Here is a 20,985-nt window from a genome sequence, read left to right as displayed (position 1 = left end):
TTGATGTTCAGGTGCTTCGGACCCGACGCGTCAGCGGTGACGTACGGCAGGTTCACTTCGGTCTGCTGGGCGCTGGACAGCTCGATCTTGGCGCGCTCGGCAGCATCCTTCAGGCGCTGCAGGGCCAGCGGATCCTTGCGCAGGTCGATGCCCTGGTCCTTGTTGAATTCTTCAACCAGGTACTCGATGACGCGGTTGTCGAAGTCTTCGCCACCCAGGAAGGTGTCGCCGTTGGTGGCCAGCACTTCGAACTGCTTCTCACCGTCGACATTGGCGATCTCGATCACCGAGACGTCGAAGGTGCCGCCGCCCAGGTCGTACACCACGATCTTGCGATCCTTGTTGTCGCCCTTGTCCAGGCCGTAGGCCAGCGCAGCCGCAGTCGGCTCGTTGATGATGCGCTTGACGTCCAGGCCGGCGATGCGACCGGCGTCCTTGGTCGCCTGGCGCTGGCTGTCGTTGAAGTAGGCCGGCACGGTGATGACCGCTTCGGTGACCTTCTCACCGAGGAAGTCCTCGGCGGTCTTCTTCATCTTCTCCAGCACCTTGGCCGAGATTTCCTGCGGGGCCATCTTCTTGCCGTCGCTGGTGGCGACCCAGGCATCGCCATTGTCATGGGCCAGGATGCTGTACGGGACGTGGGCGATGTCCTTCTGCACCTCGCCATCGGTGAACTTGCGGCCGATCAGGCGCTTCACCGCATAGAAGGTGTTCTTCGGGTTGGTCACGGCCTGGCGCTTGGCCGAGGCACCGACCAGGACTTCGCCGTCCTTGGTGTAGGCGACGATCGACGGGGTGGTGCGATCGCCTTCCGAATTCTCGATGACGCGGGCCTTGCCGCCGTCCATGATCGCCACGCACGAGTTGGTGGTGCCGAGGTCGATACCAATGATCTTGCCCATGGGGGAGACTCCTGAGGATGCTTGTTGGGGTCAGTCCGGCCGTTCGGCCGGTGGATGAATACGATGTGGGGGAGGCCCGTGGAACATTCAAGCCACCTCCCGAACGCTGTGTTTCCGGTCGCCCGGCGCGTTCAGCGTCGGGCCGGGTCGCAGGTCATTCCCGCCGCCCGGCCCGGCAGGGTCAGTCGGCGGCCACCACCACCAGCGCCGGCCGCAGCAGGCGCTCGTTGAGCAGGTAGCCCTTCTGGAACACGGTCACCACGCTGCCCGGGGCAGCGCCCGGGGTCGGCGCCTGGCTGATGGCCTGGTGGTGCTCCGGGTTGAACGGCTGGCCGATCGGGTCCAGCAGGACCAGGCCGTTGTCGGCAGCGACCTTCAGCAGCTGCTTGTAGGTCAGCTCCAGGCCCTCGCGCAGCGGGTGCGGATCGTCGCCGGCGGCCTTCAGGCCGGCATCCAGGCTGTCGAACACCGGCAACAGCTCGCCCAGCAGCTTCTCGTTGGCGAACTTGCGGGCCTGCTCGATGTCACGGGCAACACGCTTGCGCTGGTTTTCCAGGTCGGCGCGCTCACGCAGCGCATCGGCCTTGACCTGCTCGACTTCGGCGCGCAGGCGCTCGACTTCGTCGTTGACGCCGGCGGTGGCAGCCGCATCGGCGGCACTCTGCTGGGATTCGATATCTGGATGTTCGTGGTTCATGTCTGGGTCCCTGGCGGTCACTCTCCGCCTCCACCCACCCTAGTGTGGGCGGGATGCTGCGTTTCAAGCGTCGGATGTTCCCGGCGTGCGTCCGGCCGGCGAAAAGGCCGCGCCAAGCACATCGGCGGTGGCCTGGACCAGCGGGATCACCCGGTCATAGGCCATCCGCTTGGGACCGATCACGCCCAGCACGCCCAGCACCTGGCCATTGGCGGTGTACGGGGCAGTGACCAGCGAGACGCCCTGCAGCGGCATCATTCCGGTCTCTTCGCCGATGAAGATGCGCACCCCCGGCGCCTGGATGGTCCGCTCCAGCAGCTGCAGGATCTCGCGCTTGCTGGAGAACAGCTCGAACAGTTCGCGCAGGCGCTCCAGGTCGGACAGGTCCTGCACGCCCATCAAGCGGGTCTGCCCGGCCACCAGCATGTCGTCGGCCGCCGGCTGCAGGGCCTGCTCGGCCAGTTCGATGCTGTGGGCCAGCAACTGCTCCAGTTCAGACCGGGCGTCGCGCAGCTCCAGCAGCAGGCGGGTACGGATCTCGGCCATCGGCAGGCCGGCGAAATGCGCATTGAGGTAATTGGCGACCTGCTCCAGCTGGCCTGGCGCAAACTCCTGCCGGGTCTCGATCACCCGGTTCTGCACCTCGTTGTCGGCAAATACCAGGATCGCCAGCACCCGGCGCCCGTCCAGCGCCACGAAATCGATCTGGCGGAAGGCGAACTGCTCACGCCGCGGGGCGCTGACTACGCCGACGAAGTGGCTCATCGCCGACAGCAGCTCCGAGGCGCTGCCGAGCAGGGCCTGGGTACTGCCGCCGCCGGCCAGTTCCTGGCGCAACCGGGCCAGCTCGCCCTCGCCCGGCGGCTGCATCTGCAGCAGGCTGTCGACGAACACCCGGTAGCCATGCGCGGTCGGGACGCGGCCGGCCGAGGTATGTGGCGAGGCCAGCAGGCCCAGATCCTCCAGGTCGCCCAGGATGTTGCGGATGGTGGCCGGGCTGACCTCCAGGCCGGCCACGCGCGCCAGCGTCTGCGAGCCGACCGGCTCGCCGTCCTGGATGTATCGCGCGATCAGCGTGCGCAGCAGGTGGCGCGCACGCGGGGCAAGCTGGTCGGGAGAACCGTGCATGGAATCAACCTGTGAGACACGGACACTAGATAATGGCGGCGCATCGCCTTGGCAAGTCATTGGACCTCCCGCGCCCGCGTGCTAGCGTTGCGCGGCTGCTGACACCCCCTTACTCATGCTCAGACATCTTTCGATCAAGGATTTTGCCGTCGTCCGCGCCACCGAACTGGAGTTCGGGCCAGGCATGACCGTGGTTTCAGGCGAGACTGGCGCCGGCAAGTCGCTGATGGTCGACGCACTGGGCTTCCTGTCCGGCCTGCGCGCCGACAGCGGCGTGGTCCGCCATGGCGCCGCACGCGCCGAGCTTTCCGCCGAGTTCGCGCTGGAGCAGCTGCAGGCCGCCCGGCAGTGGCTGGCCGACAACGAACTGGACGACGAGGACCAATGCCAGCTGCGCCGCGTGATCCGCGCCGACGGCGGCTCGCGGGCCTGGATCAATGGCCGCCCGGTGACGCTGGCACAGCTGGGCGACCTGGCCTCGCTGCTGGTGGAGATCCACGGCCAGCATGAACAGCAGGCGCTGCTGGCGCGCCCGTCGCAGCTGGCCCTGCTGGATGCCTATGCCGGCAACGAGAACGAGCGCCGCCAGGTGCGCCACGCCGCCGCGGCCTGGCAGGCACTGGTCGATGAATCGCTGGCGTTGTCGCAACAGGGCGACGTCAGTGACCGGATCGGCTTCCTGGAGCACCAGCTGCGCGAACTGGACCGCGAGGACCTTGAACCGGAGTCGATCGCCGCACTGGGTGCCAGCCACCGCCGCCAGGCCCACGCCAGCGCCCTGCTGAGCGCCTGCCAGGCGGCCAGCAACCAGCTCAACGGTGAAGACGGCAGCTCCGCGCTGGACCTGCTGCAGCAAGTGCGCCACGAGCTGTCGCGGCTGGTCGAGCACGACCCGCGCCTGGGCGAGGTGGACGGCCTGATCGAGAACGCCTCGATCCAGCTGCACGAAGCCCTGTCGCTGCTTGATCGCGTGCACGACGATCTGGATGCCGACCCGGAACAGTTCGAGGAGAACGAGCGCCGCCTCGGTCGCCTGCACGACCTGGCCCGCAAGCACCGCGTGCCGATGGACGAACTGGGCGCGCAGCGCGAGCGCATGCATGCCGAAGTGGAGCAGCTGCGTGGCGCCGACGAGCGCCTGCAGCGCCTGGCCGGCGAGATCGACAAGGCCGCCGCCGCCTGGCGCGTGCAGGCTGAAGTGCTGACCGCCAGCCGCCGCAGCGCCGCTGCCGAACTGTCGGCCACCACCACCGGCATCATCGCCGAGCTCGGCATGGGCGGCGGCCAGTTCCTGATCGAACTGGAGCCACAGGACAGCGGCAAGCCCGACCCGCAGGGTGCCGAGCGCGTCGAGTTCCTGGTGGCGGCCAACGCCGGCCAGCCGCCGCGCGCCCTGCGCAAGGTAGCCTCGGGCGGTGAACTGTCACGTATCTCGCTGGCCATCGAAGTGGCCGCGCTGGACCTGGATGCAGTGCCAACCATGGTGTTTGACGAGGTCGACTCCGGCATCGGCGGCGCGGTGGCTGATATCGTCGGCCAGAAGCTGCGCGCGCTCGGCGAGAAGCGCCAGGTACTGTGCGTGACCCACCTGCCGCAGGTCGCCTCCAAGGGCCACGCCCATTACCGGGTCAGCAAGGCCCCGGTGGAAGGCATGACCCAGAGCGCAGTGGAAAAGCTGGACAACAAGGCGCGCGAGGAAGAGCTGGCGCGCATGCTCGGCGGCGTGGAAGTGAGCAAGGAAGCGCGCGCCGCCGCCCGCAAGCTGCTGCAGGCCTGAGGCCTGTTCACGGTTATCCACGCATGGCGTGGATCTACAACCCACCCGCACGGTAGTGCCGGCCGCTGGCCGGCAACCCAACACCGGTGGACGATGATCGTGAGGTTGCCGGCCAGCGGCCGGCACTACCCGTATCACCCCAACGGCCGCGTCAGGTCGACGTTCTCCACCAGGAAATCGAGGAACGCGCGCACCCGCAGCGGCAGGTAACCGCCCTGCCCCAGGAACACCGCGTGCACCTCTTCCAGGTCGCCGGGATTGGCCTCTTCCAGCACCGGCAGCAAGCGCCCGGCAGCAATGTCCTCCTGCACCTGGAATGCCGCCAGCCGCGCCATGCCCAGCCCGCCCAGCACCAGCTGGCGCAGCGCATCGCCGTTGCTGGCGCGGGCATTGCCACTGGGCAGCAGCATCCGCTCGCGCCCCTCCTGCAGCAACGGCCACCCCTGCATCGCACGCGCGTGGCCGATGTCCAGCCGGTTGTGCGACTGCAGCTCCTCGGCAGTGCGTGGCAGCCCGTGCCGCTGCGCGTAGGCCGGTGCAGCCACGATCATCATCCGCGTCGCGCCCAGCCGTCGCGCCACCAGACTGGAGCTCTTCAGCGGCCCGGCCCGCACTGCCACGTCGGTGCGCTGCTCCAGCAGGTCGATCACCTCGTCGTTGAGGGTCAGGTCCACGCCCACCTGCGGGTTACGCTCAAGGAACGCCGGCAGCAGCGGCAACAGGAAATGGCGGCCAAACGGCACGTTGGAGTTGACCCGCAGCCGCCCGCGCGGCTCGGCATGGGCGCTGGCACAACGCTCGGCCTCCTCCAGGTCGGCCAGCACGCGCAGGCCACGCTCGTAGAACGCGCAGCCTTCCGGGGTCAGCTGCAGCTGGCGGGTGGAGCGTTGCAGCAGGCGCGTGCCCAGCCGTTGCTCCAGCCGGGCCACCAGCTTGCTGACCGCCGACGGGGTCATGTCCAGCGTTCGGGCGGCGGCGGAGAAGCCACCGGTCTCGATCACGCGCACGAACACTTCCAGTTCGCCGGATCGGTTGATGTCAGGTCGCGCCATGGCAATGAATCCAGTTCACAGATGATTGTCCATGCGCAGTCTAGTTCACAGATAAGCACGGAATCACCATGGCGGTCCCTCCACTCGGGACTGCCCGATGAACCGCTTGAGCCAGCTCACCGCCACCGCCCTGCTCGCCGTGTCCGGCGCCGCCAGTGCCGCATCCGCCCCGCACTGGGTCGCCAGCTGGCAGGCCAGCCCGCAGCCGGTCTGGAACGCGGATTTCCTGTTCCCGACCCTGGTCCCGGCCACACTGCAGGACCAGACCTTCCGCCAGACGGCGCGCATCAGCCTGGGCGGCCCGCGGCTGCGGGTGCGGCTGAGCAATGCCTACGGCACCCAGCCGCTGCGGATCGGAGCAGCCAGCGTGGCCGCACGCGCGGGCGCCATCCCGCAACCGCTCAGCTTCGGCGGCCAGCCCGGGGTGTTGATCGGGCCCGGTCAGGAACAGCTGAGCGATCCGCTCCCGCTGGCCACGGATGACCGCCAGGCAGTGCAGGTCAGCGTCTTTGTGCCGGGGCCGGCAACCGTTCAGACGTTCCATTGGGAAGGCCGCCAGACCAGTTGGATCGCCCCCGGCGACCAGAGCCGGGCCCAGGCCCTGAGCGCAGCCAGCAGCACCACCGCCCGCCTGCTGCTGACCGGAATTGACGTCGAGGCCGGCGCCGACGCGCGCAGCGTGGTGGTGATCGGGGATTCGATCACCGACGGTGCCACCGCCAGCCTCGACCAGGACCAGCGCTGGACCGATCATCTGGCCGCGCGCCTGGCAGCGCGGGGCATAGCCGTGGTGAACGCCGGCATTTCCGGGGGGCGGCTGCTGCGCGACGGCATGGGTGAATCCGCCCTGGTCCGCTTCCGGCGCGACGCGCTGGACCAGCCTGCGGTATCCCGTGTGATCGTGCTGATCGGCATCAATGACATCAGCTGGCCTGGCACTGCATTCGCCCGGAACCAGGCCCGGCCCACGCTGGCCGAACTGCAGGCGGGGTATCGCACGCTGGCAGAACAGGCCCGCCACCGTGGCGTGCGGATCATTGGCGCCACCCTGCCGCCGTTTGCCGACGCCCTGCCCGGCACGCCACTGGACGACTACTACCACCCGGACAAGGATGCCCTGCGCCAGCGGATCAATGCCTGGCTGCGCACGGACAGCCCGTTCGACGCAGTGATCGACCTGGACGCGGCGCTGCGCGACCCGGCCGATCCCTCACGGATGGCCGCCGCCTACGACTCCGGCGACCACCTCCACCCGGGTGATGCCGGCAACCGGGCCATGGCCGAGGCGGTGGATCTTGAGGTGCTCATGGGGCCATCCACGCATGGCGTGGATCTACCGTAAGCAACGAAAAACCCCGGGCAGGCCCGGGGTTTCATCGCATCCAGCTGGCCGGAACGGCTTATTTGCGCTTCTTGCGCACGTACAGCACCAGCGAGTGCTCTTCCAGCTCGTAGCCATGGTCGGCCGCGATCTTGCGCTGCAGCTCCTCGATCTCGTGGCTTTCGAACTCGATGATCTTGCCACTGTCCACGTCGACCATGTGGTCGTGGTGGCCGCCACGGTCCAGTTCGTAGACCGCCTGGCCGCCCTCGAAATTGTGCTTGAGCACGAGGCCGGCGGCCTCGAACTGGGTCAGCACCCGGTACACCGTGGCCAGGCCGATCTCGTCGCCGTGCTCCAGCAGCTGGCGGTAGATGTCTTCGGCGGTCATGTGGTGCTGGGCATTGCGCTGCTCGAGCAGCGCCAGGATCCGCATCCGCGGATGGGTCACCTTCAGGCCGACTTTACGCAGGTCGTGGGTTTCCATAGGTCTCCGTTCATTGGCGATTTAGCGCCAGCTGCCTCGGATTGGGTCGCGGTGGCACGCCGGGAGTGTATCATCGGTTTGATTTCCCCAACCGCCAGTCCCGATGCGCAATCTCCTGTTGGTCGCCGCCGTCGCCCTGTCCACCACCGGGTGCGGCATCATCTACAAGCAACCCATCTATCAGGGCAACCTGATCCGGGAAGATGCCGTGGCCAAGCTGCAGGTCGGGCAGAGCAAGCAGCAGGTCACCGCGCTGCTGGGCACCCCGTCCATTCCCGACCCGTTCCACGCCCAGCGCTGGGACTACACCTCCAGCCAGCGCGTGAACCGCCTGGGCCGTACCGAAGTGAAGAACTTCGTGGTGTTCTTCGAGAATGACACCGTGACCCGCTGGGAAGGCGATTACTTCCCGGGCAACGACAAGGCCCTGGCCCAGCAGACCGTGCGCCAGTTCGGCCGCAATCTGCCGAAGGACAAGAAGAAGAAGGGCCGCTGAGCCCCCTGCCCGTCCGCAGGTACGGCTGCCGGAATCAACCGCCGAGCGCGCGACGCCGGCGGTTATCCTTCGGATCTGCCAGCAGCGGGCGCAGCAGTTCGATGCGGTCGCCGTCCAGCAGAACCTGGTGCGGGCGTGCCACTACGCCATGCACGGCGACGGCGGGACAATCGGCACTGCCTTCCAGTGCGGCCGCCGCGACAGCATCGGCGACGGTGGCCCCCTCTTCCAGCTGCAGGCGGCGCGACAGCACCTGCTGCGGCCAGGCCAGTACCACCTCGATCTCGATCATCGCTCAGCCCTCGTCGGCGACGCGGACGAAATCGTTGACCATGCGATCGGCCAGCCCCTGGAAGCCGATCGCCAGCGCCGGACCGAGCAGGCGCGAGCTGGGTTCGAACTCCAGGGTCAGGGTGACCTTGCAGGCATCCTCGGCCAGCGCATGGAATTCCCAGCGGCCGTGCAGCTGCTTGAACGGGCCATCGCGCAGCTGCATATCAATGCTGTGCGGTCGCCGCAGCGTGTTTTCGGTCTGGAACCAGGTGCTGAAAGAGCCCAGGCCGAGGTCCAGGCGCGCCACCAGGCGGTCCTCGCCCTGCTCCATGATCTGGGCAGCCGAGCACCAGCGGAAACGGCTCGGATAGGCCTGGACATCATTGACCAGGTCGAACATGCGCGCGGCCGAATGTTCGACCAGGGCGCTGCGGCGGATAGTAGGCATGAATACAGGACGTTTCGGCAATCGACCGGGCGGGCCCGAATCGGAGACAATACGGAAATGAGCAAGAACAGCGGCAAGGATAAAGCAAAGAGCGCGACGGCCAACAAAACCATCGCGTTGAACAAGCGTGCCCGCCACGAGTACCACATCGAAGAGCGCTTCGAGGCCGGCCTCGCCCTGCAGGGCTGGGAGGTCAAGTCGATCCGCGCAGGCCGCGGCAACATCATCGACGCCTACGCCTATGTGAAGCGCGGCGAGATCTACCTGATCGGCGCACAGATCACCCCGTTGATCCAGGCCTCCACCCACGTGGTGGCCAATGACCGGCGCGAGCGCAAGCTGCTGCTGCACCGGAACGAGATCGACAAGCTGATCGGCAAGGTCGAGCGCGATGGCTACACGATCGTGCCCACTGCGATGTACTGGAGCAAGAACAAGATCAAGCTCGAAGTCGCGCTGGCCAAGGGCAAGCAGACCCATGACAAGCGCGATGCCGCCAAGGACCGCGACTGGGCGATCGAGAAGCAGCGTGTGATGCGTCGCGGCAACCGCGACGCGTAAGGCTGTAGCGCCGAGCCATGCTCGGCTTCGGCAAGAAGGGCAGCCGAGCGCAGGCTAGGCTCTACAAAAGGCGGGTCACCCCGCCAGCATGCCCTGCCCGCGCATGCGCGGTGCCAGCGCCGCGTGCATCACGGCCAGGTGCATTACGACCGCCAGTTCCGGGGCATGCCGGTCATCGCCCGCGCGCCACTGCTGTGCCATCTGGGCCGCATCGGCCGGCAACAGGGCCAGCAGCTGGACGTCATCCAGCGAATCGGCAGCGCCCTGCAGCTGTCGCGCCAGCTGCCGCGACTGCCACACATGCACGCCGATGCTGAGGCTCGCCAGCGACATTAGGACCACGGCCAGCCCGTGCTCGAACCACTGCGACAGCACTTCCGGCCCCCACAGCAGGGCCGCCAACACCGCCATGCCCGGCAGACGCCAGCCCAGCCAATGGATGCGACCGCGCTGCGACCAATGCACCACCACCGCACTGGCGACCAGTGCTGCGGCCGCTGTGGCCGGCAGTTCGGTCAGCGCGGTGGCCGCAAGCAACGCCGCCAGTACCGCCCAGACCCAACCGGGCGGCAGCGCGCGCCTCTGATAGTCGGCCCCGACGGGCCCGACCAGCTGTCGTAGGCTGCGTTGTTGGCTTGCCTCGGTCACCCACAGTCTCCGTGTTTGTCCTGGCCCGGATGGTCGCCGCCAGTGTGTCGCAAATTCGTGCCCATGACGTTACCAATCCGCTATGACCGAGGCTCTACAACTTGTTGTGGATTGCCAAGGTGACTGTTCAGCTGTTTTGCCGTAGCATTGCCACTGTTGGGCAGGCACTGACCGTGGCGACACGAAACAGGCCTTGTGCCTTGCAGAACTTGAAGAAACCGGGGGTGCATTGGTTTCGACGGGGGTTGTGAAGTCGCCTGGCGCATGCCGAGGGGGTAGCTTTCCTCGTAAATCCAGCTGCAAAACTCTAGTTGCCAACGACGACAACTACGCTCTGGCCGCTTAAGGCCTAAGCCTCGAAACCGCTTGTGTCCATGCTCGCGGTGTAGAGTCACTATCATGGAATCGCGCTGGACGGCTGCCTGTCAGTCCGGCACTAGAACACAACAGGCTGGTTCCCGGATGCGCTTTGCGCACCGTGCTGTTCGGGGACGAGATCCAACGGTGAGCTAAGCATGTAGTGCTGGGGATGGAGTGCCTTCGGACGGCGGTTCAATTCCGCCCACCTCCACCATCTGTATGGCCTGTCGAGGCCGCAAGAAGCCGGATCTCCCGTCAACTGGGGTTCCGGCTTTTTTGTGCCTGCACGTCGCGCAGGACGTGTGGCGCATAATCGGGATGACACCTCCAACACAGCAGTCCCTCCATCCGCGACCGCCAGAAGGATCTGCCATGAAAGCCCCCCTCGCGATGTCCCTGCTCCTCACCGCGCTCGCCGCAGCCCCAGCCACGCACGCCGCAGCCCCGGCCATCGCGCCGCCCGGCATCGCCACGCTGGAGGCGCTGCTGGCCTGCAAGGCAGGCTCGGATTTCAGTGCGGCCGACGCCATCGATGCGCTGCAGGCGGCCGGCCTGGCCAAGAAGCCGGGCGGCACGTTCGAGCCGGAGGACAAGCCGGTCGCGCTGTTTGGCGGCACGGTCAGCAGTGCCGATGTGAATGTGGCCGAAGGCGAGAAAGGCCTCTTCGTGTACTTGAACGGCGTCGATCCCAAGCGCCTGGCCAGGGCCTGGTCGGTGACCGAGGTCAACGAGCATGCCAATACCGAAGAACCTTCGTACGTGAAGCGCATCGACAAGCGCCACACCCTGCACGTGATCGCAGGCGACGACTACGAGGGCTATTCGGCGGCAGTGAAGTGCCAGATCAGCCGCTGATGGCGTAGCCGACGCTACAGCCAGCGTGGCACGCGATGACGGTACCGCGCGTACGCCTCGGGAAAGCGGGCCATCAGTGCCCGCTCCTCCGGCAGGATCTGCAGCCAAGTGATGTACGCCAGGAACAGCGGCACCACCAGCAGCGCGATCAGGTTCTGCAGGTACACCATGGCACCAAACAGGACCAGCGCCTGGCCGAGATACATCGGATTTCGGGTGCGGCGGTAGATTCCACTGGTAACCAGCGCGCTCGACGCCGAAGGTCGCAGAGGATTGACGGTGGTACCGGCGCGTCGGAAAGAGACCTTGGGCAGCAGGTTGAGCACGACACCCAGCGTCACCGTCACCCCTGCCAGCAGAACAGGCATCGGTACCCGAAGGTGCAAACCCGGCCACAGCCAGCGTGCTGCAAAGCCCGCAGCGGCGAACAGCAGCATTACCACGGGCGGGGGAATGCGGGTTTCCAGCCAGGCCATCGCGATCACCGTGTCCTTTCCATTCGCCGCAGTGTCACACGGAAATGGCTGAATCGCCCCAAGCGGCCAGGCGCAAACCGACCCGTCCGGTCTATTCCGCTTTGACAGGCCGGCCGCTAGAGTGGCGCCACCGCGCAGGAGGATCGCATGGCTACCACGGGCTTGGGCTTCATCGGCCGCACGACCCTCATCATCACCGTGCTGCTCACCCTGGGCGGCTGCGCGACGCTGCGCCAGTTCGGGCCGTCGGTGCAGGTTGCCTCGGTCACGCCCGGCCAGTACATCGCGCTCAAGCGCGGTGACATCCTGACCTCCGGCAAGCTCAGCGCGGCGACCATTGAGACCCTGCGCGTGGCCGGGCTCGATGAGGGCGTCTGTGCCAAGCCCGGCCTGCCCTGCATCGAGGCCATGGAAAACAGCATCGTGGTGCGCGAGGAAGACAAGCGCTCCAGCCTGGCCGAGTTGTGGCTGCAGTATGCGATGACCCTGCCGGCGCCAAAGCGCGAGTACTCGGCATCCGGCCGCGCCAAGACGGCAATCACCGAGCTGGATGCCGACTTCCAGCCACGCCTCGATGCGTGGATGCAGGTCGCGCGCCAGGCCTATGCCTATCTGTTCTTCACCGAGCGCACGGCGAACCAGCGCGGCTTCGAAGACCGCCAGACCCAGGTGCGCGACTACTACAACCTGGCTGTGCAGGAAGCCTCGGTGCAGCTTTACAACGCCTATGCCACCGGGCGCGTGCACGGCCAGGCCAGCCATTTCCAACTGGGCCGCTGGACCTTCGTGCTGGCCCCTTCAGACGAAGCATCGGCGCTGGACCAGCGTACCCCCAGCGAGCTGGTACCCGCCGCCTCGCTGTCGTTCACCGGTACGCTGCGAAGCGTGCATCGCCGCGATGGCTTCGGTGCCGAGCTGGTGGCGGTGATGGATGACCCGGCCGACAGCACGGCCACCACGCCTCGGGCAGCGGCGCAGGCAACGCAGGCCAGCACTTCGGCCACGCAGAGCTGGAGCGAGATGCCCTCGCCATCAATGACGGTGCTATTGCGCTTCTCGGGGAAAAACCTGTGGGAGGTGCTGCACGATGACGAGCCGGAGCTGGAGATCCACGATCCCTACCAGGTTTCGGAAGTGACCCTGCACAGCCAGCAGGTGCCACTGGCAGCCAATTTCACTGCCGGCTATGCGCTGTGGTTGGCCCGCTCCAACTTCAGCCGACAGTCGCTGCGCACGCTGTTCGGCGGCAAGGGCGGCATCGACACGCCGCATCTGTACATGATGCAGCCCTATGACCCGAACCGCCGCGTGCTGCTGATGATCCATGGCCTGGCCAGCAGTCCGGAAGCCTGGGTCAACGTGGCCAACGAACTGCTGCGCGACGACGAGATCCGCCGGGACTTCCAGGTCTGGCAGTTCTATTACCCGACCAACATGCCCATCGCGATGAGCCACGATGCGATGCGCCACACGCTGGCTGAAGTGTTCAAGCACTTCGACCCCAGCGGCAAGGCGCAGGCCTCGCATGACATGGTGCTGGTAGGGCACAGCATGGGCGGGGTGATCGCACGGTTGATGATCTCCTCCTCCGGCGACCACCTGGTCGACACCCTGCTGGCCACCGCGCAGATGACGCCCGCCCAGCGCGAACTGCTGCGCACCAAAGGCGCACCGGTGCTGACCTTCCTGCCGGAACCGGAAGTGTCCCGCGTGGTGTTCATCGCCACGCCGCATCGCGGCACCGACGTGGCGGGCACCCGCCTCGGCCGGTGGATCGGCCGGCTGGTGCGGTTGCCACTGACCGTGCTGGAAGACGTTGCCACCATCGCCAACGACGGCCAGATCGACCGCAATGACGGCAAGCACGGCTACCAGATGAACAGCATCCAGAACCTGGACAAGGACGACCCGTTCGTCCGCGCCGTGGCTGACCTGCCGATGTCACCGAAGGTGCACTACCACTCGATCATCGCCCGCGCCAAGGCCGATGGCCCGCTTGAGAAGACCGATGACGGGCTGGTGCCCTACTGGAGTTCGCACCTGCCGCACGCGGATTCGGAGAAGGTGATCGTGTCCGGACACAGCGTGCAGGAAGCTACGCCGGCCATCGTCGAGCTGCGGCGGATCCTGCATGAGGACATGCAGGCACACGGGCGAACGGGAAAGTAAGCCGCCGTCCCGACAGATCAGGCACCGGCCGTACGCCGCGAGAACGTGCCATGCAGCGCCGCCGGAATCGCAAAGCCCTCCATGCGCACCTCGGGCCGATAGTCGGCGCTGGGGGTGAAGCGGAACTCGCGTGCCAGCAGCGCGCACAGCAATACCAGCTGTGCGTTGCCGACCGCCGATCCCACGCAGGAACGCGTGGGGAAGCCATAAGGCACATAGATGCCGGCGGTACGCTTGCGCCGTTCGGGCAACCAGCGATCGGGATCGAACTGCAGCGGGTCATCCCAGTACTTCGCCGAGCGGTGCTGGATGAACGAACTCAACTCGAACACTGTGCCTTCGGCGATGGCCTGCCCTTCCACCTGCAGATCGCAGGCGGCCACCCGGCGGTTGTTGAAGGGCGTGGAATACAGTCGCATCACTTCCTTCAGGAAGCGCATCGTGCAGGGAATCCTGGCCATCGGCAGCGCATGGATTTCCGCATCCGAGAGCGGCGCGAATTCCTCCTCGATGCGCTGGCGCCAGCGCGGATGCATCTGCATCGCCAGCAGCAGGCAGGCGGCCATCATGCCAGGCACGCCGGAAATGGCGATCAGCTGCACGGTGACCAGGTAAGTGACCTTGTCCAGGCCGATGCGCTCCCGCAGGCTCAGCAATGACTGCGCGTAGTCCAGCGCCGAACGTCCGCTGCGGACCCGGCGCTTGAGTTCGGCGGCGATCGCCCGCGATTCGCCACGACCGATGAGGAAGTTGCGCAGCAGATGACGCCGATGGATGACCTGCTCGACCTGGGTGGTGTAGCGCAGATGCAGGGCGCGTTCGATGGCCGCAGTGCCGCGCGCGTCGAGCCCATCGATCACCAGTGGCACCAGCGGATGCGCCATCACCTTCCACACGGCTGGCGTGGCATCCAGCTCGCGCCCGCACAGTGCGTCCAATGCCTGCCGCATGCGCGACTGCAACACCTCCAGAGTCTGTGCACTGGTGAGTTCAGCACTGCGCGTGGCAATCAGGCTGCGCACTTCGGTCCAGCGCACGCGTTCGTGCCGGCGGAACAGGTCGGCCAGCGACTCGACCACGAACAGGTGCTCGGAATTCTCCTTGTCGACCTTGCCGGCCAGTTCCGGGCAGAAAACCCCGATACCGCCGGTTTCCAGTTTCAGCACCGGCCCTTCGCGCTCCACGCGCGCAGCCAGGCGCTCGGCAGCAATGGCGCTGCCTTCATTCGACATCCCTTGCATGCAGTGCGTCTCCGGCAGGAAGGGACTCGAAAGACGAGTCCCTTCGTCTTGCTACCGCTAGATCGCGGGTTTGGCCCGCAGGATCAGAATTCGACCCACAGAGGCCAGGTATTCCACACGCTGCTCTTTTCGTTCGGATGAATATTCAGAGTGACGCGCAATGCTCGGGCGAATCTTTTCATTTTCATTCCTTTGCTTGCTGTGTGGTTATGCCGGGATTATCCCGGCACTGGCTAGATAACACGACATAATCCCACTGTCCAACCGGCCGGGTGGCGCGCTGCAGCATCCGGGTTGCGGCCGATTGAGGGGAATCCCTCATCGCGCCTGCGCACGCAGCCTCCTATGCTGGGCTCACTTTCCCCCAACGGAGGTCCGCATGAACACGCAAGAGCCCAGCCGCCAGCCCAGCCCCGATCCGGCCGAGCGCGATGCCTTCTTCCCGTCGCCGTATTCGCTGTCGCAGTTCACCTCGCCCAAGAGCGACCTGTCCGGCGCCGACTATCCGGATGCGCGCCGCAATGGTCGCTGGAAGGTGCTGATGATCGCCGCCGACGAGCGCTATCTGCCGACCGCCAATGGCCACCTGTTCTCCACCGGCAACCATCCGGTGGAAACCCTGCTGCCGATGTACCACCTGGACAAGGCCGGCTTCGACATCGACGCGGCGACGCTGTCCGGCAACCCGGTCAAGTTCGAATGGTGGGCCTTCCCACACAAGGACAGCGAGATCGGCGCCCTGTACGAACGCTACCAGGCACGCTTCCGCCGGCCGTTGCAGCTGGACCAGGTGGTGGCCGGCCTGGGCACCGATTCGGACTACGCCGCTGTCTTCATTCCCGGTGGGCACGGCGCGTTGATCGGCCTCCCGGAAAGCCGCGCTGTGAAGGCCACCTTGCAGTGGGCCATGGCCGAGCAGCGCCACATCATCACCCTCTGCCATGGCCCGGCGGCGCTGCTGGCAGCGGGCGTCGACGAAGCCGAGGGTGACTCGTTGTTCCGTGGCTACCGCATCTGTGCCTTCCCCGACGCAATGGACCGGCAGACACCGGAGATCGGCTACATGCCCGGGCAACTGTGTTGGTTCTTCGGTGAACGGCTGGCCCAGCAGGGCGTGCAGATCGTCAATGAGGGCATCGATGGCAGCGTGCTGCAGGATCGCCTGCTGCTGACCGGCGACAGTCCGCTGGCCGGCAACGCGTTGGGCAAGCTGGCCGCGCGTACGCTGCTCGATGCACTGGCGGGGCGCTGAGCCCATGCCTGCGCTGGTGCCCGCGCTGCTGGAACTGGAACAGGCTCGGTCATTGCCTGCGGTGGGCGGCGTGCTGCGCGCCGCCGCCTCACCCTTGGGCTACGACCGCCTGTTGGTGTTTGCCACCGGAACCGGGCTGGAGCGCGGCGCACAGCGCGTGTACTGGATCGAAGGTGACTGGTTCGACGACGGCAGCGCCACCGGGCTCGCCCGCTACCTGCACGCCTGCCCGGTCAACCGCCATGTACTGGACAGCACTGCGCCGTTCTTCTGGAGCAAGCGCCAGGGCGTGCGCGGCGAACGCTATGTGGTGGTGAAGCAGCCGCGCGGCGATGGCCTGCATGGGCTGCAGGTTCCAGTGTTCGGCCCGACCGGTCTGGAAGGCGCGGTCAGCTTCGCCGGCACCTCGATTGATGCGTCCGCCAGCGCGCGTGTGCTGCTGGACATGGTCGGCACCTCCGCCTTCCGTGCGGCGCGGCGTCTGGCCGAAGCGCCGGCCGACATCCGCGCGGGCGCGCTGAGCGCACGCGAACGCGAGGTGCTGCGCTGGGTCGCCGCTGGACGGCGCCAGGCAGAGATAGCGGCCACGCTGGGGCTGTCTGCGCGCACGGTTGAGAACCACCTGCGGCGAGCGCGGCAACGGCTTGGCGTAGCGACCACCGCGCAGGCAGTGCGCGCGGCAGGCCGCCGTGGCGAGATTGAAGATTGATCAGGATGGAGGCACTTCCTGCTGCCTGATCAGCGTGCTGCATACGCCCTGTGCATCTGCGCGATTGCAGAAGGCAGGCGACGGGATGAGCTACGACCCGTGATCGCCGGTGCGCGGTCCACCGCGTGGGACGTTCATCGCCCGCCCGGCATCCGCGAGCCACCCATCCCTGCATAACGCTGTCCGCGCATTCGTGGCATGCTCCATGAAACCGTTTTCATGGAATGGAGGGATTCCACGATGTTGTCGCGTTTCCGTCACCCCGTACTCTGTGCCCTGCTGGCGCTTGCCCTGCCTGCGACCAGCGCCTGGGCCGCAGCCCCTGCGCCGTTGAAGGTGATGTCGTTCAATGTGCGCACCCCGGCCGATACCGAGCCCGGCAAGCGCTGGCCCGATCGTCGCGATGCGATGGTGAAGGTCATCCTCGATGCGCACCCGGCGGTGATCGGTACCCAGGAGCTGGTGCAGGAGCAGGCCGATTACCTTGCCCAGCACCTGCCCGGCTACCGCTGGTTTGGCGAGGGCCGCCGCGGCGGCAGCGGCGACGAGCACATGGGCGTGTTCTACGACAGCAAGGTGCTGGCGATCGAGGAATCAGGCAACTTCTGGCTGTCTGATACGCCCGATGTGCCCGGCAGCATCACCTGGGGCAACCTGTATCCACGCATGGTCACCTGGGTGCTGTTCCGCCGCATCGATGACGGCCGCCGCTTCTATTTCATGGATACCCACCTGCCCTACCGCGACGAGGACGAACCACGACGGGTGAAAGGTGCCGAGCTGATCGGCAGGCGCGTGGCCGGCCTGCCGGCCGATCTGCCGGTGGTGCTGACCGGTGACTTCAACAGCGAACCCGGCGGCGACACCTACAAGGCATTCACCCGCGTACTGCACGACACCCGTACCCAGGTGAAGACACCGCAGGGCCCGCGACTGACCTTCCACGATTTCACTGGCAAGGCCACCGCGCAGCTGGACTGGGTGCTGGTGCGCGGTTTCCACGCGCGCAGCTTCCTGACCGATGACCGCCGCATCGATGGCGTGCTGCCATCGGATCATTTCCCGCTGGTGGTCGAACTGGACTGGCCGCAGCACTGACCCCGCATGGCAGCCGCAGCTACAGCGGCGGCTGCCGCGACAGCAGGCGACACAGGGCCTGATGCTGATCGCGCGCCTGGCAGATGCGGGCCCCTATCGCCAGGAACACCGCCACGCCGATCAGGCCCAGTCCCAGCATCGAATCCTGCAGGCGCACGAAACCGACCGCTGCGGCCATCGTCGCCAGCACCAGCAGCACCGCGACTGCCACTGACAGCCCCGCACCCGGTGGACCCGGATCGCCGAACAACATCCGTTGGGTATCCCGCCTTCCGTCCGCCATCGCCTTCCTCCCGAGTGCCTGACCCACTAGTTACACGGCGGGCCCGAAATCCGGCAGAGTCAGAAACGTCACGAAGGTGAAGACGTACGCGGAATGCACCGCGCTACCCTGCCGCGTACCCCTCGAACCTGCGGAGCAGCACATGGCACACCAGAGCCGGCTGGCTGGATTCATCATCGACTGCCAGGACCTTCCCGCCGACGAAGGCGCCCGTTTCTGGGCCGGCGCGCTCGGCCTGCAGGCACAGGCGGCGCGTGCCGAAGGGGGCGCCGAGTATGCCGACCTGCTGGGCGCACCGGCGGGCCTGGACGTTGAAGTCCAGCGGGTCGATCACCCGTCACGGGTGCATCTGGACATCGAGAGCGACGACATCGATGCCGAGGCCGACCGCCTGGAGAAGCTCGGCGCGCGACGGATAGGCTTCGTCAAGCGCTGGTGGGTGATGGAAGCACCGACCGGCCATCGCTTCTGCATCGTGCGCATGCGCGAGCGCGAGGTGCCGGCCAATCAGTGGCCCTGAAAGAGCAAAGGGACGGAAGCCACGGCCTCCGTCCCCCCTGGAGTCATTGCACCTGCGCCACGCTCGGTTGCTGCGGTGATTGCCCCCAGCCGCCCAGCGCCTTGTACACGCCCACCACGCTGACGTTGACCTCGGACTCGGCCGCCGCCAACGCATCGTCGGCTGCCAGCTGCGTGCGCTGCGCATCCAGCAGGGTCAGGAAGTCCTCCGAGCCCTCGCGATAGCGGATCTGCGCCAGCGATTCGGCACGCCGTGCCGCCTGCGCCTGCTCGACCACGATCGCCAATCGTGCCTGCTGCTTGGAATAGCGGGTCAGCGCGTTCTCGGTGTCTTCCAGGGCCAGCAGTACCGCCTGCTCATACTGCGCGGCCACGCCTTCGGCTTCAGCCTTGCTGGCGCGCAGGCGTGCACGCACGGTGCCGAAGTCGAATGCCGCCCAGCTCAGCGACGGGGTCAGCGACCAGGCCTTGTTGCTGCCATTGACCAGGCCGCTGGCATCGCCGCCGAGGAACCCGACGAAGCCGGACAGCGACAACCGCGGGAACAGGTCCGCCGTGGCCACGCCCACGCGTGCGGTCGCAGCCGCCAGGCGACGCTCGGCCACGCGCACGTCGGCACGCTGGCGCAGCAGTTCGCGGGTATCACCCAGCGGCAGTGCCTTGGCGAAGGCCGGTACGTCGTGCGGCGCGAGCATGTCAGTCAGCACTTCCGGGCGCTGGCCGAGCAGCACGGCCAGCCGGTTGCGCGACTGCGCCTCGGCCACTTCCAGCAACGGGATGTCAGCCTCGATCGCCTTCAGGCGGGCACGGCTGCTCTGCACATCCAGCTCGCTGCCTGCGCCCAGCTCCCAGCGCGCCTCGGTCAGCCTCTGCGTATCGCGCAGGTTTTCCAGCGTGTGCTGGGCCACCGCGATGCGCTTCTGCGTACCACGCAGCTCGAAGTAATTGCGTGCCACTTCAGCGGCGACCAGGACCTGCGCATCGGCCAGGTTGGCCTGCTCGGCACCGAGGTCGGCGCGCGCGGCTTCAGCAGCACGGCGCTTGCGGCCGAACAGATCCAGCTCCCAGCCGGCGTCGAAGCCGAGCTGGTAGCTTTCACTGAACACCCGCTGCCCACCCAGCTGCGGATCGGGTTGCTTGCGGCGGTCGTAGCTGCCGCCAGCGGTGACGTGCGGAGCCTGGTCGAGGCGGCTTTCCACGAACACCGCGCGGGCCTGGCTGACGCGGGCCACGGCCACGCGAAGGTCCAGGTTGTCCGACAGTGCGCCGTGCACCAGCTGTTCCAGCACTGGATCATCGAACTGCGCCCACCAGCTGGCGACCGGCGAAGCGGTACTGAACACCGGCTGCTGTGCGCCCTGCAGGACCACCGGTTCCTGCACCGGGGCCTTGTAGTTCGGGCCGACGCTGACACAGCCCGCCAGCACCAGGCTGGAGACGGCCATCGCCAACGTGCGCATCACCATGGCAGCACCTCGCCCAGGTAGGTGAAGCTGCCGCTGGCACCGGACTCACCGATCAGCGCCATTTCCACGCTGGAGCGTGCACCTTCGCTGATCTCGATTTCGCCGTTGCCACCGTTCATGTCGGTCTTCACGTAACCCGGATGCACGGTGTTGACCTTGATCGGGGTATTGCGCAGTTCGTAGGCCAGGCTCAGGGTCCAGCTGTTCACTGCGGCCTTGGACGCGTTGTAGGCCGGAATCTTGAAGTCGTAGATGCCCGACGAGGGATCCGCGTGCAGGGTCTGCGAGCCTAGCATGCTGGACACATTGACGATGCGTCCGGACTTGGACTGCTTGACCAGCGGCAGGAATGCCTGGGTTACCGCGACCAGCGCATAGACGTTGGTGTCGAAGGTGCGCTTCCAGGTGTCCAGCGACTGCTCCGACGGCGCCTGCGCCGGGTTCTCGATCATGATGCCGGCATTGTTGACCAGGATGTCGAGGCGACCGTGGCGCTGGCGCACCTGCTCGACCGCTTCGGCGATGCTGGCCGCGTCGGTCACGTCCAGCTGCAGGGCTTCGACCGGCAGGCCTTCAGCCTGCAGCTTCAGTGCCAGCTCCACCGCGGTATCGCGCTTGCGACCGGCCAGCAGCGTGTGCACGCCGGCCTCTGCCAGCTGGCGCACGGTTTCCAGGCCGATGCCACGGGTAGCGCCGGTCACCAGCGCGATCTTGTTCTGATGGGTGTTCATGGATGCATGCCTTGTCTGTGGGGAGAGTGGCCGCCG

The 20,985-nt window shown here is 66.8% G+C and carries 23 protein-coding genes and 1 other RNA gene; 11 read left to right on the top strand and 13 right to left on the bottom strand.

The window, feature by feature from the left end; genetic code table 11:
* The 3 genes from ACM0PK_RS09055 to hrcA form a co-directional block, all read right to left on the bottom strand.
* A partial coding sequence (locus ACM0PK_RS09055) for an Hsp70 family protein (protein WP_495498522.1) occupies positions 1–902 on the bottom strand: 902 nt, incomplete at its 3' end.
* A gap of 181 nt (positions 903–1,083) precedes the next feature.
* A complete protein-coding gene (gene grpE / locus ACM0PK_RS09050) occupies positions 1,084–1,599 on the bottom strand; it encodes a nucleotide exchange factor GrpE (protein WP_061477936.1) in 516 nt (171 codons plus the stop codon).
* 63 nt (positions 1,600–1,662) lie between these two features.
* Positions 1,663–2,727, bottom strand: coding sequence for a heat-inducible transcriptional repressor HrcA (gene hrcA, locus ACM0PK_RS09045; protein WP_005416180.1), 1,065 nt, complete (start codon positions 2,725–2,727; stop codon positions 1,663–1,665).
* Between the two features lie 115 nt (positions 2,728–2,842).
* Here hrcA and recN point away from each other — a divergent pair, with 115 nt between their 5' ends.
* The gene (gene recN, locus ACM0PK_RS09040; RefSeq protein WP_065179665.1) at positions 2,843–4,504 is read left to right on the top strand and encodes a DNA repair protein RecN; all 1,662 of its coding nucleotides are present in this window, start codon (positions 2,843–2,845) and stop codon (positions 4,502–4,504) included.
* A gap of 134 nt (positions 4,505–4,638) precedes the next feature.
* Here recN and ACM0PK_RS09035 read toward each other — a convergent pair whose 3' ends face one another.
* Entirely contained in the window at positions 4,639–5,556 is a 918-nt protein-coding gene (locus ACM0PK_RS09035; protein WP_111202027.1) for a LysR family transcriptional regulator, read from the bottom strand.
* Between the two features lie 97 nt (positions 5,557–5,653).
* Here ACM0PK_RS09035 and ACM0PK_RS09030 point away from each other — a divergent pair, with 97 nt between their 5' ends.
* Positions 5,654–6,898, top strand: coding sequence for an SGNH/GDSL hydrolase family protein (locus ACM0PK_RS09030; protein WP_414607506.1), 1,245 nt, complete (start codon positions 5,654–5,656; stop codon positions 6,896–6,898).
* A 58-nt stretch (positions 6,899–6,956) separates the two neighbouring features.
* Here the strand turns inward: ACM0PK_RS09030 and fur are convergent, their stop codons facing one another.
* A complete protein-coding gene (fur, locus tag ACM0PK_RS09025; RefSeq protein ID WP_005409235.1) occupies positions 6,957–7,364 on the bottom strand; it encodes a ferric iron uptake transcriptional regulator in 408 nt (135 codons plus the stop codon).
* Positions 7,365–7,467: 103 nt separating this feature from the next.
* Here fur and ACM0PK_RS09020 point away from each other — a divergent pair, with 103 nt between their 5' ends.
* Positions 7,468–7,860: an outer membrane protein assembly factor BamE gene (locus ACM0PK_RS09020; protein ID WP_005409234.1), complete on the top strand. Its 393-nt coding sequence runs from the start codon at positions 7,468–7,470 to the stop codon at positions 7,858–7,860.
* 34 nt (positions 7,861–7,894) lie between these two features.
* Here ACM0PK_RS09020 and ACM0PK_RS09015 read toward each other — a convergent pair whose 3' ends face one another.
* Together ACM0PK_RS09015 and ACM0PK_RS09010 are read right to left on the bottom strand one after the other, a co-directional pair.
* The gene (locus ACM0PK_RS09015; RefSeq protein WP_414607505.1) at positions 7,895–8,152 is read right to left on the bottom strand and encodes an RnfH family protein; all 258 of its coding nucleotides are present in this window, start codon (positions 8,150–8,152) and stop codon (positions 7,895–7,897) included.
* 3 nt (positions 8,153–8,155) lie between these two features.
* A complete protein-coding gene (locus ACM0PK_RS09010) occupies positions 8,156–8,581 on the bottom strand; it encodes a type II toxin-antitoxin system RatA family toxin (RefSeq protein ID WP_061477941.1) in 426 nt (141 codons plus the stop codon).
* Between the two features lie 57 nt (positions 8,582–8,638).
* On the opposite strand from ACM0PK_RS09010, the gene smpB reads away from it, so the two are divergent.
* Entirely contained in the window at positions 8,639–9,142 is a 504-nt protein-coding gene (smpB, locus tag ACM0PK_RS09005; protein WP_005416174.1) for an SsrA-binding protein SmpB, read from the top strand.
* A 75-nt stretch (positions 9,143–9,217) separates the two neighbouring features.
* On the opposite strand, the gene ACM0PK_RS09000 is transcribed toward smpB, so the two are convergent.
* The gene (locus ACM0PK_RS09000; RefSeq protein ID WP_414607504.1) at positions 9,218–9,790 is read right to left on the bottom strand and encodes a hypothetical protein; all 573 of its coding nucleotides are present in this window, start codon (positions 9,788–9,790) and stop codon (positions 9,218–9,220) included.
* A 220-nt stretch (positions 9,791–10,010) separates the two neighbouring features.
* On the opposite strand from ACM0PK_RS09000, the gene ssrA reads away from it, so the two are divergent.
* Together ssrA and ACM0PK_RS08990 are read left to right on the top strand one after the other, a co-directional pair.
* Positions 10,011–10,364: a transfer-messenger RNA gene (gene ssrA / locus ACM0PK_RS08995) on the top strand.
* A gap of 158 nt (positions 10,365–10,522) precedes the next feature.
* Positions 10,523–11,005 carry a hypothetical protein gene (locus tag ACM0PK_RS08990; RefSeq protein ID WP_065179480.1) on the top strand — a complete coding sequence of 161 codons (483 nt, stop codon included), beginning with the start codon at positions 10,523–10,525 and terminating at the stop codon, positions 11,003–11,005.
* Positions 11,006–11,019: 14 nt separating this feature from the next.
* Here the strand turns inward: ACM0PK_RS08990 and ACM0PK_RS08985 are convergent, their stop codons facing one another.
* A complete protein-coding gene (locus tag ACM0PK_RS08985) occupies positions 11,020–11,481 on the bottom strand; it encodes a methyltransferase family protein (RefSeq protein ID WP_111202031.1) in 462 nt (153 codons plus the stop codon).
* Positions 11,482–11,628: 147 nt separating this feature from the next.
* Between ACM0PK_RS08985 and ACM0PK_RS08980 the strand changes: the two genes are divergently transcribed.
* Positions 11,629–13,650: an esterase/lipase family protein gene (locus tag ACM0PK_RS08980; RefSeq protein ID WP_111201976.1), complete on the top strand. Its 2,022-nt coding sequence runs from the start codon at positions 11,629–11,631 to the stop codon at positions 13,648–13,650.
* 17 nt (positions 13,651–13,667) lie between these two features.
* On the opposite strand, the gene ACM0PK_RS08975 is transcribed toward ACM0PK_RS08980, so the two are convergent.
* Positions 13,668–14,891 carry a cytochrome P450 gene (locus tag ACM0PK_RS08975; protein ID WP_258392253.1) on the bottom strand — a complete coding sequence of 408 codons (1,224 nt, stop codon included), beginning with the start codon at positions 14,889–14,891 and terminating at the stop codon, positions 13,668–13,670.
* A 379-nt stretch (positions 14,892–15,270) separates the two neighbouring features.
* On the opposite strand from ACM0PK_RS08975, the gene hchA reads away from it, so the two are divergent.
* The 3 genes from hchA to ACM0PK_RS08960 all read left to right on the top strand — a co-directional run bounded on the left by hchA (position 15,271) and on the right by ACM0PK_RS08960 (position 17,950).
* Positions 15,271–16,143: a glyoxalase III HchA gene (hchA, locus tag ACM0PK_RS08970; RefSeq protein ID WP_414607503.1), complete on the top strand. Its 873-nt coding sequence runs from the start codon at positions 15,271–15,273 to the stop codon at positions 16,141–16,143.
* Between the two features lie 4 nt (positions 16,144–16,147).
* Positions 16,148–16,852: a PA1136 family autoinducer-binding transcriptional regulator gene (locus ACM0PK_RS08965; RefSeq protein WP_111201973.1), complete on the top strand. Its 705-nt coding sequence runs from the start codon at positions 16,148–16,150 to the stop codon at positions 16,850–16,852.
* 240 nt (positions 16,853–17,092) lie between these two features.
* Positions 17,093–17,950 (top strand): endonuclease/exonuclease/phosphatase family protein, encoded by an 858-nt coding sequence (locus ACM0PK_RS08960; RefSeq protein ID WP_414607502.1) that lies wholly within the window; start codon positions 17,093–17,095, stop codon positions 17,948–17,950.
* A 19-nt stretch (positions 17,951–17,969) separates the two neighbouring features.
* Here the strand turns inward: ACM0PK_RS08960 and ACM0PK_RS08955 are convergent, their stop codons facing one another.
* Positions 17,970–18,233 (bottom strand): hypothetical protein, encoded by a 264-nt coding sequence (locus ACM0PK_RS08955; RefSeq protein WP_414607501.1) that lies wholly within the window; start codon positions 18,231–18,233, stop codon positions 17,970–17,972.
* A gap of 142 nt (positions 18,234–18,375) precedes the next feature.
* On the opposite strand from ACM0PK_RS08955, the gene ACM0PK_RS08950 reads away from it, so the two are divergent.
* Complete coding sequence (locus tag ACM0PK_RS08950) at positions 18,376–18,753, top strand: VOC family protein (protein ID WP_111201970.1); 378 nt, start codon at positions 18,376–18,378, stop codon at positions 18,751–18,753.
* A gap of 43 nt (positions 18,754–18,796) precedes the next feature.
* On the opposite strand, the gene ACM0PK_RS08945 is transcribed toward ACM0PK_RS08950, so the two are convergent.
* Positions 18,797–20,218 (bottom strand): efflux transporter outer membrane subunit, encoded by a 1,422-nt coding sequence (locus ACM0PK_RS08945; protein WP_414607500.1) that lies wholly within the window; start codon positions 20,216–20,218, stop codon positions 18,797–18,799.
* Positions 20,212–20,949: an SDR family oxidoreductase gene (locus ACM0PK_RS08940; RefSeq protein WP_049470334.1), complete on the bottom strand. Its 738-nt coding sequence runs from the start codon at positions 20,947–20,949 to the stop codon at positions 20,212–20,214. Before ACM0PK_RS08940 ends, ACM0PK_RS08945 begins: the two co-directional genes overlap by 7 nt.
* Between the last annotated feature and the right edge of the window lie 36 nt (positions 20,950–20,985).

The sequence above is a fragment of the Stenotrophomonas sp. FR010 genome, from assembly GCF_047520755.2.
In the GTDB taxonomy this organism is placed as follows: Bacteria; Pseudomonadota; Gammaproteobacteria; order Xanthomonadales; family Xanthomonadaceae; genus Stenotrophomonas; species Stenotrophomonas sepilia.
The sequence above is the reverse complement of the archived record's forward strand: the minus strand, read 5'-3'. Positions and strand labels throughout refer to the sequence as shown.

Coding starts and splice junctions, on each gene's coding strand:
- grpE (WP_061477936.1), bottom strand. CDS start 1,599: ATGAACCACGAACATCCAGATATCGAATCCCAGCAGAGTGCCGCCGAT.
- hrcA (WP_005416180.1), bottom strand. CDS start 2,727: ATGCACGGTTCTCCCGACCAGCTTGCCCCGCGTGCGCGCCACCTGCTG.
- recN (WP_065179665.1), top strand. CDS start 2,843: ATGCTCAGACATCTTTCGATCAAGGATTTTGCCGTCGTCCGCGCCACC.
- ACM0PK_RS09035 (WP_111202027.1), bottom strand. CDS start 5,556: ATGGCGCGACCTGACATCAACCGATCCGGCGAACTGGAAGTGTTCGTG.
- ACM0PK_RS09030 (WP_414607506.1), top strand. CDS start 5,654: ATGAACCGCTTGAGCCAGCTCACCGCCACCGCCCTGCTCGCCGTGTCC.
- fur (WP_005409235.1), bottom strand. CDS start 7,364: ATGGAAACCCACGACCTGCGTAAAGTCGGCCTGAAGGTGACCCATCCG.
- ACM0PK_RS09020 (WP_005409234.1), top strand. CDS start 7,468: ATGCGCAATCTCCTGTTGGTCGCCGCCGTCGCCCTGTCCACCACCGGG.
- ACM0PK_RS09015 (WP_414607505.1), bottom strand. CDS start 8,152: ATGATCGAGATCGAGGTGGTACTGGCCTGGCCGCAGCAGGTGCTGTCG.
- ACM0PK_RS09010 (WP_061477941.1), bottom strand. CDS start 8,581: ATGCCTACTATCCGCCGCAGCGCCCTGGTCGAACATTCGGCCGCGCGC.
- smpB (WP_005416174.1), top strand. CDS start 8,639: ATGAGCAAGAACAGCGGCAAGGATAAAGCAAAGAGCGCGACGGCCAAC.
- ACM0PK_RS08990 (WP_065179480.1), top strand. CDS start 10,523: ATGAAAGCCCCCCTCGCGATGTCCCTGCTCCTCACCGCGCTCGCCGCA.
- ACM0PK_RS08985 (WP_111202031.1), bottom strand. CDS start 11,481: ATGGCCTGGCTGGAAACCCGCATTCCCCCGCCCGTGGTAATGCTGCTG.
- ACM0PK_RS08980 (WP_111201976.1), top strand. CDS start 11,629: ATGGCTACCACGGGCTTGGGCTTCATCGGCCGCACGACCCTCATCATC.
- ACM0PK_RS08975 (WP_258392253.1), bottom strand. CDS start 14,891: ATGCAAGGGATGTCGAATGAAGGCAGCGCCATTGCTGCCGAGCGCCTG.
- hchA (WP_414607503.1), top strand. CDS start 15,271: ATGAACACGCAAGAGCCCAGCCGCCAGCCCAGCCCCGATCCGGCCGAG.
- ACM0PK_RS08965 (WP_111201973.1), top strand. CDS start 16,148: ATGCCTGCGCTGGTGCCCGCGCTGCTGGAACTGGAACAGGCTCGGTCA.
- ACM0PK_RS08960 (WP_414607502.1), top strand. CDS start 17,093: ATGTTGTCGCGTTTCCGTCACCCCGTACTCTGTGCCCTGCTGGCGCTT.
- ACM0PK_RS08955 (WP_414607501.1), bottom strand. CDS start 18,233: ATGGCGGACGGAAGGCGGGATACCCAACGGATGTTGTTCGGCGATCCG.
- ACM0PK_RS08950 (WP_111201970.1), top strand. CDS start 18,376: ATGGCACACCAGAGCCGGCTGGCTGGATTCATCATCGACTGCCAGGAC.
- ACM0PK_RS08945 (WP_414607500.1), bottom strand. CDS start 20,218: ATGGTGATGCGCACGTTGGCGATGGCCGTCTCCAGCCTGGTGCTGGCG.
- ACM0PK_RS08940 (WP_049470334.1), bottom strand. CDS start 20,949: ATGAACACCCATCAGAACAAGATCGCGCTGGTGACCGGCGCTACCCGT.